This window comes from Burkholderia sp. HI4860, from assembly GCF_002223045.2.
Classification (GTDB): domain Bacteria; phylum Pseudomonadota; class Gammaproteobacteria; order Burkholderiales; family Burkholderiaceae; genus Burkholderia.
Map to the genome: position 1 here is coordinate 147,689 of NZ_NKFO02000004.1, position 14,733 is coordinate 162,421.

Genomic DNA, 14,733 nt, shown 5'->3' on the forward strand with positions numbered 1-14,733 from the left:
GTGGCTGACGGGCGGCGGAGCTGCACGTCGTGCAGCCGTCGAAATGTGCCAGAAAATCGCGGTCGGCAGTACCAGCTAAATCTACAATCTGATACATGCGGCATCGTCACCGTCACGCATGGGCGCAAGGGACAGCGGCGAGCTGCAGGCGACCGCTCTGACGGTGTGCGGTTAAGAGAGGCGATCATGGCGATTCATCCGATCTGGCTACGCATCACGCACTGGGTGAACGCACTCGCCGCGATCGTGATGGTGCTGTCCGGCTGGCGCATCTATGATGCGTCGCCGATCTTCAAAGGATTCATGTTTTCGCCGGACATTACGCTGGGCGGGTGGCTCGCCGGCGCGCTGCAATGGCATTTCGCGGCGATGTGGGTATTGGTTTTCAACGGCATCGTCTATCTCGTGCTGAACCTCGTGACCGGGCGCCTCTTTCGTAAATTCTTTCCGCTGGCGCCGGTGGCCGTGCTGCGCGATCTCATGCGAGCGCTGGCTGGGAAGCTGCATCACGACGATTTGCACAACTACAACGCGGTGCAGAAACTCGCCTACCTGATTGCGATCATCGACTTGATCGTACTGGTGCTGTCCGGGATAGTGCTCTGGAAATCAGTGCAGTTCCCGCTGCTTCGGGAATTGATGGGCGGTTACGAGTCCGCGCGCATCGTCCATTTCTGCGCGATGGCCGTGCTGGTAGCGTTCGTCGTGGTGCATGTCGCGATGGTCGCCGTGGTGCCCCGCTCGCTGCTGACGATGATCCGCGGACGCTGAGGAGATTGCGATGTCCATTAGGCAGAAGATCAGTTTTCCTGTCAGCCCGTCGCTCGATCGCAAGTCGATCCTGAAAGACGCGCAACGCGAACTGGCGCTGCCGTCGCGGCGCCTCTTCACCCAGCGCGCGCTGACGCTCGGCGGCCTCGCGATGCTGACGGGCTGCAGCCTCACCGACGACCAATCGGTCAACGCCTTCCTGATGCGGGTGTCGCGGATGAACGACCGCGTGCAGGCGTGGCTGTTCGACCCGACCCGGCTGGCGCCGACTTACACCGAAGCGCAAATCACGCGGCCGTTTCCGTTCAATGCGTATTACGGAATAGACGAGGTGCCCGACGTGGACGGCTCGAACTACCGGCTGCAGATTGGCGGCCTTGTGACCGGAAAGCGCACTTGGACGCTACCGGAGCTGTACGCACTGCCGCATGCCGAACAGATCACGCGTCACATTTGCGTGGAAGGATGGAGCGCGATTGGCCGCTGGGGCGGGACGCCTTTCCGCGAATTCCTGCAGCGGATCGGTGCGGACACGTCGGCAAAGTATGTCGGCTTCAAATGTGCGGATGACTATTACGGAAGTATCGACATGGCGACGGCGCTGCACTCCCAGACACTGCTGACGTTTCAGTACGACGGCAAGACGCTGCCGCCCGAATACGGCTTTCCGATGAAGCTGCGGATGCCGACAAAGCTCGGCTACAAAAACCCGAAGCACATTATGGAGATGTTCGTCACAAATACGTACCCTGGCGGTTACTGGGAAGACCAAGGGTACAGTTGGTTCGGCGGCTCCTGAGGCGCGAAGGAACGCGTAGCGGGCGCCCTCGACGCAGCCGGCGATCCGTCGGAATCAAGTAATGAACAAGGAGCGCAAAATGAAGAACTTGATCATTGCTGCATGTTCCGCTGGCCTATTGATGGCGGGCGGTGCAACGTTTGCACAAGCGAGCGGCGTGATGAGTAACAATGCGATGTCGTCCGAAACGCTGGCTGCCAGCGGGACGATGGCCAAGACACCGATGAAGCATCAAAAGAAAATGATGAAAAAGCAAGACAGCGGGATGGGGAACCACGCCTCCGGCGCGAAGGGCTACTAGCCCTCTGAGCCAGAAGAGTCGCACTGCATAGTGCTGCAGGTGCCGGAGGCTCTTCGACCGGATGAGCGCGTGACGGAGGCGCAGTGGGATGCGATCCGGATCACTGGAAATGCGACGAAGCGTCGTTAGCATGGGAAGCTGCGGTGGCCAGCGGGATCCCGACGGCCACGCCGAAGGTCTGCGACACACCGGGCGCGGCACAATCAGCGTCAGCCGAGCGGAAAGCGGGGAGGCGAAGCATGACATCTACCCAGGATCTGATCGAATCGCTGGTCGCCGAGGCAAAACCGGTTCGACGCCTGCTGCCGCCTACGCTGCGGGCGGCATGCTGGCTGGCGTTTGCAGCCCTGATATTGACGCTGGTGGCACTCGAACACGGGGTGCGGCCGGACTTGATGAATAAGCTGGGTCAGCCCACTTTCGTCACCGGCGTGGCAGCAGCAACCACCGGCGTTCTCGCCGCGGTGGCCGCTTTCATCGTCAGCGTTCCGGGCCGCTCACGGCGGTGGTTGCTGCTTCCCGCGCCCGCACTCGCCGTGTGGATAGCTACCATCGGTTACGGGTGCCTCACCAATTGGATCAAAATTGGGCCGGACGGTATATCCGCCGGGGAAACCGCGCGCTGCTTCGCCACGCTGACCCTCACCGGCACGCCGCTGTCACTACTGATGCTTGCGATGCTGCGCCACGCAGCGCGCTTCGCGCCGGTGCCCGTAGCGATAATGGGCGGTCTCCGTTCGGCCGTGACAACGATAGCGCTGTCACTACTCCATCCGCTCGACGCAACGGTGATGGTTCTCCTGTGGAATTTCGGCGTTACAGCTCTCCTCCTCGTGCTCAGTGCCTGGTATGGGCCACGGCTGTTGGGGTGGCTCGCGCCGCAGCGATGACGAGCTACGCTTGTCATCGCCACTCCCGGGGCGCGAACGCGGACGTGGAGTCGTCGCCGCCACCCCACCTGACACGTCGATTCAGCGATCAGCTCGCGTGCCCCTGACGCGTGAAACCCATCCGGGACCGCCCGGGGCGACGCAGCCGCGTGCCGATACGCCGGCATCATGCGGAAATTGCTGCGATGCACTGCGCAAGCAGCGGTGGACGGATGATCGAACTTCGGCCGCCTTCTCACGCAACGTTCAATTCAATGTTGCCGATCAGCGCGAATACTTTGATATAGTCTTCGTCATGCTTGCGCCATTGCCGGGGCGTCCGTCCCCCCTTGTATGACCGCTGCAGTCCGCCTTCTCCTTTCGCTGTTCGTTTGTCTGGCCTTCCTGGGACAGGCGGGAGCGGCATTGTCAGCGTCGGGGGAATGCGCGGAAGGTTCGGCGATGGCAACGGGAACGGTGGCAGCCACCGCCGATTGCTTGCCAGCGGACGCCAGCCAGCATGCGTTGATGGGCAAGCCGTGCAAGGCTGCTACGGTGTGCAGTCCCACCATGCCGGTACTCCAAGCGGATTCCAGTCTCCCTGATTCTCAATATCAGCGGTTCCGCTATCCCCACCTCCCCTCGCATTTCATCCTGCAGGACTTCCCGCGGACGCTGCTGCGTCCTCCCAGTCTCGGCTGATTTTCCTTCGCGTCCGCAGCACGACGGTGTCGTTTCGTCGCACTGCGCGATTAGTCCGTTGGCCGATTGCCGCCTTCGACGACGCACCGCTCCGTCCGCCATACCACTGCGGAAAAGACGGATTTCGCCGCCTATCCCGCGTGTGGGATTGAAGCCTGCGCGCTGAATTGTGTCCCGTCCGTCGGCTGAGGGCCGGCGGGCGCGGTTGCGGTGCGGACGAACGGATTGACCGGAAATCGTCGGCAAACGGGAGTCGTTTGTCTTGGAGACTTCAATGAAACCCAAAAAAGACGGCAAGCGCAGAATCTTCGGACGGTGCAACTTGCCAGCACACGCGCTGAGCGTGGTTGTTGTCCTGTTCACTGGCTTGCTCGCGCTGCACGATGCCAGCGCGGATGCGCTGACGACGGCCGCGCGAAGCCCGATCGTCGCGCTCGGGATCGACGCGTCCCACCATGTGCTGCTGAAAGCTACCGTCGATGCGCTCTACCGGAGCGTCGACGACGGGCGGCATTGGAATCGAATCGCGCTGCCGCAAACGCATGGCCGCGTCTTGGCCATCGCGACGTCGGCGCGGCGACCGGGCCTGCTGTACGTCGGCGGGCCCGGTCTGGGCGTCCTTCGTAGCGACAACGACGGTCAAAGCTGGCAATCGACCAACGCGGGACTGCCCAGCCGTACCGTCGAGGCCCTTGCCACGCATGCCGATCAGGCCGATACGGTTTACGCCTATGTGGCCGGGCGTGGAATTTTCCGGAGCCAGAAGGACGGACGGGATTGGCGCCTGATGGATGCCGGACCGCGAGCCACGATCCTGCGTCTTGTTCACTCGAACATGCCCGGCAGCATGCAGACCGGCTGGCTGTTGGCCGCGACCTCGAACGGCGTCAGCCGGTCGATGGACTGCTTCTGCGGCTGGCGCAAGGCCGGCGGGCTGACCGGCAAAGTGGATGCGGTCACCTACGATCCACGCGAACCGCAGCAGATCTACGCGGCTTTGGGCAAGGAACTCCTGCTGAGCCGGGACGGCGGCGAGCAATGGACGCATCTGGCCGCGCCCGGCCCGGCGATCACCGCTCTGCTAGTCACCCCGGACGGGGTGCTGTACGCGGCTGGCGACGGCGCGCTCTTTCGCCGCGCAGATCACGCAGGAACATGGGAGCGCCTCGATGGCTAAGCCGACACCCGCCGCGTTCGCCGCGCTGCTCACGCTGGCGCCGCTCGCGCATGCCGGCGATACCTCGGCATCGCCGCACAGGTTCGACTTGCTTAAGGCCGGCCTGACGATATACCAGCAAAACTGCGCGTCGTGCCACGGGCCACACGGTGAAGGTGCACCGAACTGGCAGCAACCCGATGCATTGGGCGAGATGCCCGCGCCCCCGCACAACGCAAAGGGACACACGTGGAAGCACGCCGATGGCATGTTGTACAAGCTCGTCCACGACGGTTGGCGCGATCCGTTCAACAAGACCGAGCGGCTGACCATGCCGCCCTTTGGCGCCACGCTGACGCCGATCGAGATTCGCAGCGTGATCGAATATCTGAAGACGATGTGGACACCTGAACAACGCGCATTCCAGCGGTCCGAGAGTCGCGACGCATCGTTTCCGCCGGAGGCTCGGCAATGACACCGGCCTCCCGAACCTGTTCGCCCGCTGACGCAATCCGACAGCCGCCAGTCACGCGCCACCATAAAGGATCGTATATGCAGTTTCGCAAGCCCCCAGTGACCCATGCCAAGCCGTTGTGCACGGGCCGGCGTACCGCGTTGCGTTACCTGTCGCTCGTGCCCGCCGCGATGCTGCTGGTCGCGTGCAGTCGGACGCCCGACTTCAAGGGCTTGGACATCAGCGCATCGCCACTGACGATGACCGTCACAATGACCGACCATACGGGCCGGCGGCGGTCGCTGGCCGATTTCCGGGGAAAGGTCGTCGCGGTGTTCTTCGGGTACACACACTGCCCGGACGTATGTCCGACGACGATGGCGGAGCTTGGACGGGCGATGCAGCAACTCGGCAAGGACGCCGGTCAGGTGCAGGTACTGTTCGTGACTGTCGATCCCGAGCACGACACCTTGCCCGTGCTACGGCAGTGGGTATCCGCGTTCGATCCGCGCTTTCTCGGCTTGCGCGGCACGCCGGAGGAACTGAAGACCGCGACCAGCCAGATGAAGGTGTTTGGCGGCCGATCCGGAGAACCGAGCGATAACACCATTATGCATAACGGCAATGTCTTCCTGTTCCACACAAAGGGCGCCGTGCGCGTGCTGGAGCAGACCGGTGCCGATGCCACGACACTCGCGGCGGACATACGGCAATTGCTGGAATGAAATCATGAGGCCCGACATGACCGCGACGCGCAGATTCAGGCTTTCAATCGGCAAGGTCGCCGCCGCGCTGGTAACGGCCGCTCTTCTCGTATCCGCATACCTCGCACTGGCTCCGACGAAGTCCGTGCCGAAGGCGACCTTCGTCCTGCTGTCGGGCCAGAAGCTGACGACGGCCGACCTGCGCGGCAAGGTATATCTGGTCAATTTCTGGGCGACAAGTTGCGCGACCTGCATCAAGGAAATGCCACAGATGATTGACACGTACAACAAGTTCAAAGGGAAAGGATTCGACTTCATCGCGGTATCGATGAAGTACGACCCGCCAGTGTACGTCGTCAACTACACCCGTACGCACGGACTTCCTTTCAAAGTGGCAATGGACTCGGACGGCGGCCTCGCTCAGCAATTCGACAACGTGAACATGACGCCCACGACTTTCGTGGTCGACAAAAAGGGGGAGATCCTGAAACGAATTCTCGGCGAGCCCGACTTTCCCGCGCTGCATCATCTGATCGAGCAGGCGCTCGCGCAAGCTTCCTGATGAGTGTGCCGACATGCTGTCTCTGCTCTTCGTTCAGATTCCGCTCGCGTTCGGCGCCGGCGCCCTGCTCAATCTCACGCCGTGCGTGCTGCCAGCCATCCCCCTCAAGGTTCGCGCGATCCTGCGCGAAACCGGGCAACGGCTGAGCGCGCGCGCGATGTCGGCCGCGCTGTTTACCGCCGGATCGGTACTTTTTTTTGCGGCGCTGGGATTGGCTACGGCGCTGCTGCATTTGCATTGGGGCGTCCTGTTTCAATCGCGGATCGTGTTGACCATGTTGAGCGCGCTGCTGCTCGCGCTGGCGATCGCCAATTTCGGCTGGCGTGGGCTGCGCCTGCCCGCCGTGATCGCGTCGGCGCATGGCGTGAAGTTTCTCGAGCCTTTCGTTTCCGGCCTGGTGTGTGCGTTGCTGTCGACACCGTGCACGGGACCGTTGCTGGGCGGTGTCCTCGTATTCGCGCTCGCGCAGCCGGCACCGAATATCGTCGCGCTCTTCGTGTCAATCGGCGTCGGGCTCGCGTCGCCCTACGCTCTTCTGATTCTCCGGCCTGCGCTGCTCCTGCGTTTTCCGCGCGCCGGCGGCTGGTCCGACGTAGTGCGCCAGAGTTTCAGCTGGATCCTGTCCGGCGCGGCGATTTTCTTCGTTCGCAGTGTCTTGCCTGCGGCCTGGGAACCGCTGCTGTGGTTTGCATTTGGTCTCGGCGTGCTGGCATGGGCGTGCGCAGTCTTTGTACGCAGCAAAGACCGCGGTTCGCGCCGCGCGGTCGTCATCGTCGGCGTCGTAACAGCGGTGATGGTCAATGTCAGCACCGGTTTCGGATCATCCGCGGCGCGCAGCATCGCCTGGCAACCACTGCACGATCGCGACTTGGCAATGCTGCCGGTACTCGGGCGCCCCGCCATCGTGGAATTCACTGCGCAATGGTGCATCAACTGCAAGGTCCTTGAGCGCAGCGTGTACCAGGCCGATAACGTTGCCGAGGCCATTCACCGACGCGGCGTCGTGCCGTTTCAGGCCGACCTCACACGACCCGATCCCGCGCTCGAACGCCTGCTTGCTTTCTACGGCGGAGTGGGGCTGCCGTTCGTTGCGGTGCTCGATCGCGATGGGCGCGAGGTACAACACTTTTCCGGCCTGTTCACCGCCGGAAGCCTTGTGGACGCATTGAATGCGCTGAAGTAAATGGAGAATCCTTGATGAAGAAGAATGTCAACCGTGTGCTCGCCGCGTCGGCCGCCGTCGTCGTGCTGGCCGTCGCCGCGGCCTTCGTCTGGATCGAGGCTGGCCCGCGCGCTCACCTCCCCTCCGTCACCGACTCGCAAGCGATCGGCATGGCTGACTCGTCTCGATACGTGAGCGCCTCCGTCGCTGCACGTGACCACCACGCCGAGTTGACCTTGCATATCGCCACCGGCTGGCATGTGAACGCCAATCCCGCGTCGCTCGAATCGCTCATTCCGACGACCCTAACGCTTCAGGGCGAAGGCGCATCGCATGATGCGCAGGCCGTTTATCCGCCCGGTAGAAACAGCGGGATCGTGATCGACGGCAAGGACATTCAGGTGTACGAAGACGGTACGGTCATCCCGTTCACGGCTCCCTCGAACCTCAAGAGCTACCGTGTCGTGGTGCACGTGCAGGCCTGTAGCACCCAGGGCATCTGCCTGCCCCCGGCGAACGTCGTCGCTTCGATGGACACGACGTAACCAGCAGCATTCGTTTGTTTAGTCACTCACCTCACGACGAAGGAGTCCTGTCATGCGTTACCTCAAGATGTGCCTGCTGATGATCGCCGCGCTCGGCGTGCAATTGTCCGCGCTGGCGGCTGAAATTCCCGTGAAGATGTACAAGAACCCGAATTGCGGGTGCTGCGATGCATGGGCGAAAGACCTCGCGGCGAATGGCTTCAAGGTGGAGACAATCAATACGCCCAACCTGGTATCGATCAAGAAACAATACGGCGTGCCTGAAAGCCTGGAAGGGTGCCATACGGCGATCGTAGGCGGCTATGTCGTCGAAGGGCTCGTCCCTGCGAATCTCGTCAAGCGCCTGCTGAACGAGCATCCGGCGATCAAGGGGATCGCCCTGCCGGGCATGCCGGCCGGCGCGCCGGGGATGCCGGGGTCCCGTAAAGGGCCGCTGACCGTCTACGAATTGCAGCCAGGGCCAGCGCCCACAGTCTTTGCGAACTTCTGAGGGCTAGGATGGCGCAGCACCGACGTCCAGAAGCATGCGCGCATGCGTGAATGCCACGTCTTGCTGTCGGTGTCCCTGCTACTGCTGCGGCGCCGGGTCTAGGCGGTTGCCCGACAAGACGCACTGTGCAAGAGCGCCGCGGCGCAACGTCCACGCAGACGGTGCTGGCCGGAGAGTCGATTAGGGTGCTGTCCTGCCGTGATCGATTGTCAGGTCTCGACCGTCTTTTACGGGGCTCGCGCGTATCGCCGAGCCCCCTTTTTCACAAGGGAAAATTCAGCCCGGAACCGGCCCGGATCTCCAATCCGGCGTTTTCCGTGCTGCCCGTGACGCGCTCGCGATAAGGGAGCAGCATGGCATTGCGCGATCGCCCGATCGCAGTGCCGTGGCATGGTGGTGTGGCGTTAAAGACCCAAATCTCGATCTCCTCATGTGAGCGTGCGATTCGGGGGGGCCGCTCGCTCACGGCGTGGCCGGTAGATAACGCCGGATCAGTCGGAGCATTTGAGGATCGTCCCACGTGGCAGGCCCCAGCTTGCGGCCCACTTCGCGGCCGTTGCGGTCGATCAACAAGGTGAGCGGTATGCCCGTTGAGGCCAGAGCCGCGACATCGTGGAAGGTATCGAGATATGGGCGCAGGTGTTTAACGCCAATCTCGCGAAAGAACGCCTGCACCGCCGGCAAGCCGCCCGCGTCAAGAGAAACTGCGACGACTTCAAAACTCGGTCCGCCGAGCGCTGCCTGCAGACGATCCAGTGTCGGCATCTCATCACGGCACGGAAGGCACCAGGTAGCCCAGACGTTCAGCAGCACGACTCGGCCACGAAACGCGCTCAGGCTTGTCGCGGTGCCCTTGTCGTCTGCGAAACGCAGCGTTCCGAGCTCGCGTGGACGCGGATGAATGACAACGCCGTTTACAATATCATCCGAAAACCAGCTCCCGTAAGCAAAGCCAGCACCCGCCAGGCCCGTGACGCTCAGCATTGCAAGCCACGCTCGTCTCGACATGCGCCAGTTGCGCTCGCCGTCATGCCGCTCTGCGGTATCGCTTGGCGGGATGGGTTCGTCGGATCGGTCAGGGCGGCGTTGATTCATGTGCACTGCCTTCGAATAAATCCGGAGATTTCCTCCGGACGCGAAAAAATCACAGCGGCGCGGTCACCCCGCATGCCGGTGCCAACGAGTACGGGCGTACCCGGACGCGGGCCGTCGACGCTGCCGTCCGTTTTGAACCGCAGATTGAACTCCCAGAACGTATGTAGCTTTCCGTCGGCCGTCGACAGGCGGTACGTGTCGCCGCAGTAGTGGATGGCGGTCAGCTGCGAAGCCGCGCCTGCCGCCTTCAGGTTCGGCAGGCCCTGGTCCGGGACCGACACACGACCGCCGGAAACCGCCTCGAGATAAGCGAGCAGATCGGCCCGCGTGCGCGCGTCCGCAATGCCCGGAAAGTCCATCGCGTTGCCGGGAACCCGTGCCGCGGGGTCCTTGAGCCACGCATCCAGGTGCTCTTTGTCCCAAACCAGGCCCGACCGTTTCAGCGCATCCGAATAGCGCTGGAAACCAGCGGCTGTGCCCGCCTTGCGGCCCCATACGTTGGCGAGGCTCGGCCCCGTCATGTGTCGCCCCGGCGCGAACGAGTGGCAGGCCATGCACTCGCGGGCCGCCTGCGCGCCGCGCATGAGATCGCCTTCTGCTCGAACTGGACCGCCGAAGGCAAACGTGACCAGGGTAGCCAGAATCGTTGGGGGGCGAAGCGGCGAGATCATTGAACGGCTCCAGTTGGGTACCGGGTCAAATTGCGGCGACAGCACGCAAAACGGCGACGGGTGAAGCTCTGCCCGCGTCCTGCGGTTGTATCGTGCCCCCCATCCGTCTCGTCATCGTTCTATCCCGTGCGGCACTTTCCGCGTGAAATTCCAAGGTGTTCGATTACGACCTCCACTTGACGCGGCCGCGAACACAGCTGCGGGTCGAACGCATGCCAAAACTCGCCAACTGCCACAAATGGCGCAGTCAAATCGAAAGAATTTGGCAAGGCAATCGTTCGCGACCATGCGCCGCGGTCACGTCCGATATCGCGACGCCACGATCTCAGCATTTCCGCGCAACGCCCTCGTAGAAATACGTGAAACATCTGGGTCCCGGCGCGTAACCGGTACCGATTTGGTCGAACCCGAAACCTGCACGCTCGATTAGCGAGCGGATCGGACGGTTCAAGTGACAGCCGCCGCTGACGCAACACCAAGCGGGCGTCAGCCGATCTTGCCAGCGTCGCACACCGGGCTCCGGCGCAAGACCATGCTCGACGAACAGCAAGCGCCCCGAGGGCGTCAGCACCCGCCGGATTTCCTGCAACGCTCGATCGGCATCCGGAATCGAGCACAGCGTCCAGGTGCTGACCGCCGTGTCGATGCTCTGGTCCGGAAGCGGAATGCATTCCGCAGACGCCATCAGGAAATCGACCGGCGCGCCAGCTTGCATGACGTGACGGCTCGCCATCTTCAACAGTTCCGCCGACGGTTCCAGCGCGAATACGCCGCGTACATCTTCGCGATACAGCGGCAGATTCAGGCCCGAGCCCGAACCGACCTCGAGCACGCGTCCCGCTGCGCCTCCGACGACGCGCTCACGGTACGGGACCAGCATCGCCTGACCCATCGCCAGATCGCAGAGCCGAGGAAAAATATAGCGACTGTAGATTCCCATCAAATGCCCCTTTCGATGTCGCCGAACTCGGCGAAGGTACGCGACGGCGCTCACGTCTTACTCCCGTCGCACGATATGCGGCGCGGCCAGTCGCGCGGCGTTGTCGCCGGGCATGCCGCACGATGCCGACGCCTGTTGCGGTAGCGGCCCGGATACCTTCTTCCGCTCCAGCACGTCGGCCACATTCCGTTGCCACCCGCTCAACGACGAATAGTCCTGTCCCAGCACGAGCCGTGGCGACACCGTATGCCACGCTTGCTGGCGAAGATGCGTAAAGACCATCGACGTCATCGCATATTGGGACGTGAACCAGTACGAATTCGCTACCCGCGCGATCCGGAACACCAAGTCAGCCGATGCACCTTGCGACGCAGCCAACTCGATCATTCCAAGGAGAGCCGAGCCGTGATTGCAGTCCTGATAGAAAGTCGAGTTGTCGCAGCATGGCCGATAGGTGTTCGTCGCGACCTCGAGAGCGATTGCTTCTTGCGCAGGCGTCAGACGCATCGTGTCGATCCGGTCGAAATAGACGTAGCCGTTGCTTGCCTGACCGAGCGTCCAGCCGCCCGTGCTCGCAAATGATGGCAGCCGGACCGTTCGCATCGGGCTGTGCTCGTTGAAGCGGGCGCGTGTCGCCAAGCCGAGCGGCCAAAGCAAATGAAGCAGATACGGCGCATTCTCGGCGGAGAACACGATCGGCGACGACGACGGCCCGACGAATAGGTGCTCGACCCAATCCGGAAGGCGCGCCTTCGCACCAATCACTGCGCGGTATTTGTCGGGGACGATCACGCCCGCTGCCACCAGCCGATGAATCGCATCGCCAAAAGCGACTCTCGTGTCGACGCCCTGTCTTGGAACGACATCGTCGACGTAAATCTGATAACGCCCGTTCGATCGATCTTCGGACGCGCCGGCAGCCGGGCCGCCGTAGTATCCGGCCAGCGCTGCCAGTGCGCATAAGAAACGGCGTCGGGTGAAGCCATCGATCCCGTATGTTCGTTCCATCGTCGATCTCCCCGCTTCGCGTTTGCATTGTCTTGCGCATCGCCGTCGGGAAACGGCCATTCACGCGTGTCAAATTCTGACGCTTCTCAATCTCAACGCATTCGAGATTACCGACGCCGAGCTCAGGCTCATTGCCAGCGCCGCGATCATCGGCGACAGCAGCCAACCGGTCAGCGGATAAAGCACGCCGGCCGCCAGTGGCACGCCCAACGCGTTGTAGACGAATGCCCACGCCAGATTTTGCTTCATGTTGCGCACCGTGGCTTCGGACAACGCTCGCGCCCGCGCGATGCCGCGCAGATCACCCTTTACGAGGGTCACCTGAGCACTGTGCATCGCGACATCCGTCCCGGTTCCCATCGCGATGCCGACATCGGCTTTCGCAAGTGCCGGCGCATCATTGATGCCGTCCCCGGCCATGCCAACGACCGCGCCTTCGTTCTGCAGTCTCGACACCAGCGCCAATTTATCGGCCGGCTTACTTTCACCATGGTATTCACCGATCTTGAGACGTTCTGCGGTGGCCTTGACGGTCGCAGTCCCGTCACCGCTCGCGACGACAACCCGGATGCCGGCTTCCTGCAGCGTGCCAAGTGCCTCAGGCGTAGTCTCCTTGATCGGATCGGAGACAGCTACCAAGCCGGCGAGCGCACCGTCCACTGCGAGGTACATGACGCTCGATCCCTGCTCGCGCAACGTGTCAGCGCGCGTGGCAAGCGGCCCAATATCGGCACCGATCTCATGCATCAGCGCGGCGTTGCCAAGTGCAAGTGGCGTCCCTGCAACCGACCCGCGCACGCCAAGTCCAGCGAGCGCCGTGAAGTCCGTCGCCGATTCGAGCGCCAGCTTGCGCTCCACCGCAGCCGTGACGAGCGTGGCGGCCAGCGGGTGTTCGCTGCCCTGATCCAGACTCGCCGCCAAACGCAGCACCTCGTTGTCGGCAAAGCCGTTCGCGGCGAGCGCCTCCGAGAACGCCGGCCGCCCCATGGTCAGCGTCCCGGTTTTGTCGACGACGAGGGTATCCACCTTCCGCAGATGTTCGATTGCGGCCGCGTCACGGAACAGCACGCCGTTCAATGCCCCCTTGCCGTTCGCCACCATGATCGACATCGGTGTGGCGAGGCCCATCGCGCATGGGCACGCGATGATCAGCACCGCGACAGCGTTAATCAGTCCAAACACCCAGCCGGGCTGCGGCCCCCACAGTCCCCACGCGACGAACGTTGTCAGCGCAATCGCGATCACCGCCACCACGAACACACCGGCCACCTTGTCGGCCATGCGCTGCATGGGCGCCTTGGAACGCTGTGCGTGCGCGACAAGTTCGACGATTTGTGCCAGGACCGTTTGCGATCCCACTTTTTCCGCGCGGATGACGAAACTGCCTGACGTATTCAGCGTCGCGCCGATCACGTGATCGCCCAAATGCTTCGGCACTGGCATCGCCTCGCCGGTGATCATAGCCTCGTCGATTGTGCTGGCGCCAACTACGACGACGCCATCGACCGGGACTTTCTCACCGGGTCGCACCCGCAAGCAATCATCCGGACGAACATCGGTCAGCGGCACATCCTCTTCCGTTCCGTCCACCATGATTCGGCGAGCCGTCTTGGGTGCAAGTTCGAGCAATGATCGAATCGCGGCCGATGTCTGCGCGCGTGCCCGCAGTTCGAGAATCTGGCCGAGTAGCGTCAGCGACAGAATCACCGCCGCGGCCTCGAAATACACCCCCACCCTGCCGTCTACGACGAAAGTCTGCGGGAAGGCATCCGGCACGGCAGTCGCCACGACGCTGTAGATGAACGCCGCACCGGTGCCGAGTCCGATCAGCGTCCACATGTTCGGACTACGCTGGAGCAATGACTGCACGAAGCGCGCAAAGATCGGCAGGCCGGCCCACAGCACGACCGGCGCGGACAACGCCAGTTCCACCCAGTTCTGCATCAATGGAAATGCTCCGCCGATCCGGTGGCCGAACATGGCGATCAGGAAGGCAGCGACGGAAAACGGCAAGGTCCGCCAGAATCGACGGCGGAAATCGACCAGTTCCGGGTTTACTTCGTCGCTCGTGTCCGGTATCAGTGCCTCGAGTGCCATCCCGCACTTCGGGCAGTGGCCGGGATGATCCTGGCGGATTTCGGGATGCATCGGGCAGGTATAAACCGTGCCGTCCGGCGCTTTGCTCGGCATATCCTCTCCAGTCGAGTCGACGTATCGCGCCGGATTCGCTTTGAATTTCCGCAGGCACGATTCGCTGCAGAAACTGTATGCGTGGCCCATGTGACGAGTCTGGTACGGAGTATCCGCCGTTACGGTCATTCCGCACACTGGATCCTTCAGTGATGAAGTGTTCGCACCGTTTCGAGCGTCATCAACCCGTTTGGCTTGACCGGATGCGCTGGGTTCTGCGGTGCTGCGATGCACGCAAGAGGCGTGGTCGTCGTGCTGCTTGTCCATTCGATCTTGCTCCTTCAACGAATACGGTTGAACCGATTCGGCAACGC

General features: G+C 62.6%; 16 protein-coding genes. 11 read left to right on the forward strand and 5 right to left on the reverse strand.

Going from position 1 to position 14,733, the window contains the following annotated elements; translation table 11 throughout:
• The first annotated feature begins 186 nt into the window (after positions 1-186).
• The 11 genes from CFB34_RS33570 (at position 187) to CFB34_RS33620 (ending at position 8,515) form a co-directional block, all read left to right on the forward strand.
• On the forward strand, positions 187-771 hold the full coding sequence (locus CFB34_RS33570; RefSeq protein ID WP_046544053.1) for a cytochrome b/b6 domain-containing protein: 585 nt from the start codon (positions 187-189) through the stop codon (positions 769-771).
• Between the two features lie 4 nt (positions 772-775).
• Positions 776-1,570, forward strand: a complete 795-nt coding sequence (locus CFB34_RS33575; RefSeq protein WP_027810693.1) for a molybdopterin-dependent oxidoreductase — start codon at positions 776-778, stop codon at positions 1,568-1,570.
• Between the two features lie 79 nt (positions 1,571-1,649).
• Positions 1,650-1,871, forward strand: coding sequence for a hypothetical protein (locus CFB34_RS33580; protein ID WP_027810694.1), 222 nt, complete (start codon positions 1,650-1,652; stop codon positions 1,869-1,871).
• A 239-nt stretch (positions 1,872-2,110) separates the two neighbouring features.
• Positions 2,111-2,761, forward strand: coding sequence for a DUF1109 domain-containing protein (locus CFB34_RS33585; protein WP_027810695.1), 651 nt, complete (start codon positions 2,111-2,113; stop codon positions 2,759-2,761).
• Between the two features lie 955 nt (positions 2,762-3,716).
• Positions 3,717-4,619 carry a hypothetical protein gene (locus tag CFB34_RS33590; RefSeq protein WP_143282323.1) on the forward strand — a complete coding sequence of 301 codons (903 nt, stop codon included), beginning with the start codon at positions 3,717-3,719 and terminating at the stop codon, positions 4,617-4,619.
• A complete protein-coding gene (locus CFB34_RS33595) occupies positions 4,612-5,073 on the forward strand; it encodes a cytochrome c (RefSeq protein WP_034175753.1) in 462 nt (153 codons plus the stop codon). Before CFB34_RS33590 ends, CFB34_RS33595 begins: the two co-directional genes overlap by 8 nt.
• A gap of 170 nt (positions 5,074-5,243) precedes the next feature.
• Positions 5,244-5,777 carry an SCO family protein gene (locus CFB34_RS33600; RefSeq protein ID WP_223274318.1) on the forward strand — a complete coding sequence of 178 codons (534 nt, stop codon included), beginning with the start codon at positions 5,244-5,246 and terminating at the stop codon, positions 5,775-5,777.
• A 16-nt stretch (positions 5,778-5,793) separates the two neighbouring features.
• Positions 5,794-6,318, forward strand: coding sequence for a TlpA disulfide reductase family protein (locus CFB34_RS33605; protein WP_027810698.1), 525 nt, complete (start codon positions 5,794-5,796; stop codon positions 6,316-6,318).
• Between the two features lie 13 nt (positions 6,319-6,331).
• Entirely contained in the window at positions 6,332-7,501 is a 1,170-nt protein-coding gene (locus tag CFB34_RS33610; RefSeq protein WP_027810699.1) for a cytochrome c biogenesis protein CcdA, read from the forward strand.
• Between the two features lie 14 nt (positions 7,502-7,515).
• Positions 7,516-8,025, forward strand: a complete 510-nt coding sequence (locus CFB34_RS33615; RefSeq protein WP_048985210.1) for a protein-disulfide reductase DsbD domain-containing protein — start codon at positions 7,516-7,518, stop codon at positions 8,023-8,025.
• 52 nt (positions 8,026-8,077) lie between these two features.
• The gene (locus CFB34_RS33620; RefSeq protein ID WP_027810700.1) at positions 8,078-8,515 is read left to right on the forward strand and encodes a DUF411 domain-containing protein; all 438 of its coding nucleotides are present in this window, start codon (positions 8,078-8,080) and stop codon (positions 8,513-8,515) included.
• Positions 8,516-8,977: 462 nt separating this feature from the next.
• Here CFB34_RS33620 and CFB34_RS33625 read toward each other — a convergent pair whose 3' ends face one another.
• The 5 genes from CFB34_RS33625 to CFB34_RS33645 form a co-directional block, all read right to left on the reverse strand.
• Positions 8,978-9,610 carry a TlpA disulfide reductase family protein gene (locus CFB34_RS33625; RefSeq protein ID WP_027810701.1) on the reverse strand — a complete coding sequence of 211 codons (633 nt, stop codon included), beginning with the start codon at positions 9,608-9,610 and terminating at the stop codon, positions 8,978-8,980.
• On the reverse strand, positions 9,607-10,281 hold the full coding sequence (locus CFB34_RS33630) for a c-type cytochrome (RefSeq protein ID WP_046544057.1): 675 nt from the start codon (positions 10,279-10,281) through the stop codon (positions 9,607-9,609). Before CFB34_RS33630 ends, CFB34_RS33625 begins: the two co-directional genes overlap by 4 nt.
• 325 nt (positions 10,282-10,606) lie before the next feature.
• A complete protein-coding gene (locus CFB34_RS33635) occupies positions 10,607-11,221 on the reverse strand; it encodes a class I SAM-dependent methyltransferase (RefSeq protein WP_027810703.1) in 615 nt (204 codons plus the stop codon).
• Positions 11,222-11,278: 57 nt separating this feature from the next.
• On the reverse strand, positions 11,279-12,229 hold the full coding sequence (locus tag CFB34_RS33640; protein WP_027810704.1) for a hypothetical protein: 951 nt from the start codon (positions 12,227-12,229) through the stop codon (positions 11,279-11,281).
• 69 nt (positions 12,230-12,298) lie between these two features.
• Positions 12,299-14,686: a heavy metal translocating P-type ATPase gene (locus CFB34_RS33645; RefSeq protein WP_080289696.1), complete on the reverse strand. Its 2,388-nt coding sequence runs from the start codon at positions 14,684-14,686 to the stop codon at positions 12,299-12,301.
• Positions 14,687-14,733: the final 47 nt, after the last annotated feature.

Excerpts from the sequence above, each read along its gene's own strand:
- CFB34_RS33570 (WP_046544053.1), top strand. The coding sequence starts at position 187 with ATGGCGATTCATCCGATCTGGCTACGCATCACGCACTGGGTGAACGCA.
- CFB34_RS33580 (WP_027810694.1), top strand. The coding sequence starts at position 1,650 with ATGAAGAACTTGATCATTGCTGCATGTTCCGCTGGCCTATTGATGGCG.
- CFB34_RS33585 (WP_027810695.1), top strand. The coding sequence starts at position 2,111 with ATGACATCTACCCAGGATCTGATCGAATCGCTGGTCGCCGAGGCAAAA.
- CFB34_RS33590 (WP_143282323.1), top strand. The coding sequence starts at position 3,717 with ATGAAACCCAAAAAAGACGGCAAGCGCAGAATCTTCGGACGGTGCAAC.
- CFB34_RS33595 (WP_034175753.1), top strand. The coding sequence starts at position 4,612 with ATGGCTAAGCCGACACCCGCCGCGTTCGCCGCGCTGCTCACGCTGGCG.
- CFB34_RS33600 (WP_223274318.1), top strand. The coding sequence starts at position 5,244 with ATGCTGCTGGTCGCGTGCAGTCGGACGCCCGACTTCAAGGGCTTGGAC.
- CFB34_RS33605 (WP_027810698.1), top strand. The coding sequence starts at position 5,794 with ATGACCGCGACGCGCAGATTCAGGCTTTCAATCGGCAAGGTCGCCGCC.
- CFB34_RS33610 (WP_027810699.1), top strand. The coding sequence starts at position 6,332 with ATGCTGTCTCTGCTCTTCGTTCAGATTCCGCTCGCGTTCGGCGCCGGC.
- CFB34_RS33615 (WP_048985210.1), top strand. The coding sequence starts at position 7,516 with ATGAAGAAGAATGTCAACCGTGTGCTCGCCGCGTCGGCCGCCGTCGTC.
- CFB34_RS33620 (WP_027810700.1), top strand. The coding sequence starts at position 8,078 with ATGCGTTACCTCAAGATGTGCCTGCTGATGATCGCCGCGCTCGGCGTG.
- CFB34_RS33625 (WP_027810701.1), bottom strand. The coding sequence starts at position 9,610 with ATGAATCAACGCCGCCCTGACCGATCCGACGAACCCATCCCGCCAAGC.
- CFB34_RS33630 (WP_046544057.1), bottom strand. The coding sequence starts at position 10,281 with ATGATCTCGCCGCTTCGCCCCCCAACGATTCTGGCTACCCTGGTCACG.
- CFB34_RS33635 (WP_027810703.1), bottom strand. The coding sequence starts at position 11,221 with ATGGGAATCTACAGTCGCTATATTTTTCCTCGGCTCTGCGATCTGGCG.
- CFB34_RS33640 (WP_027810704.1), bottom strand. The coding sequence starts at position 12,229 with ATGGAACGAACATACGGGATCGATGGCTTCACCCGACGCCGTTTCTTA.
- CFB34_RS33645 (WP_080289696.1), bottom strand. The coding sequence starts at position 14,686 with ATGGACAAGCAGCACGACGACCACGCCTCTTGCGTGCATCGCAGCACC.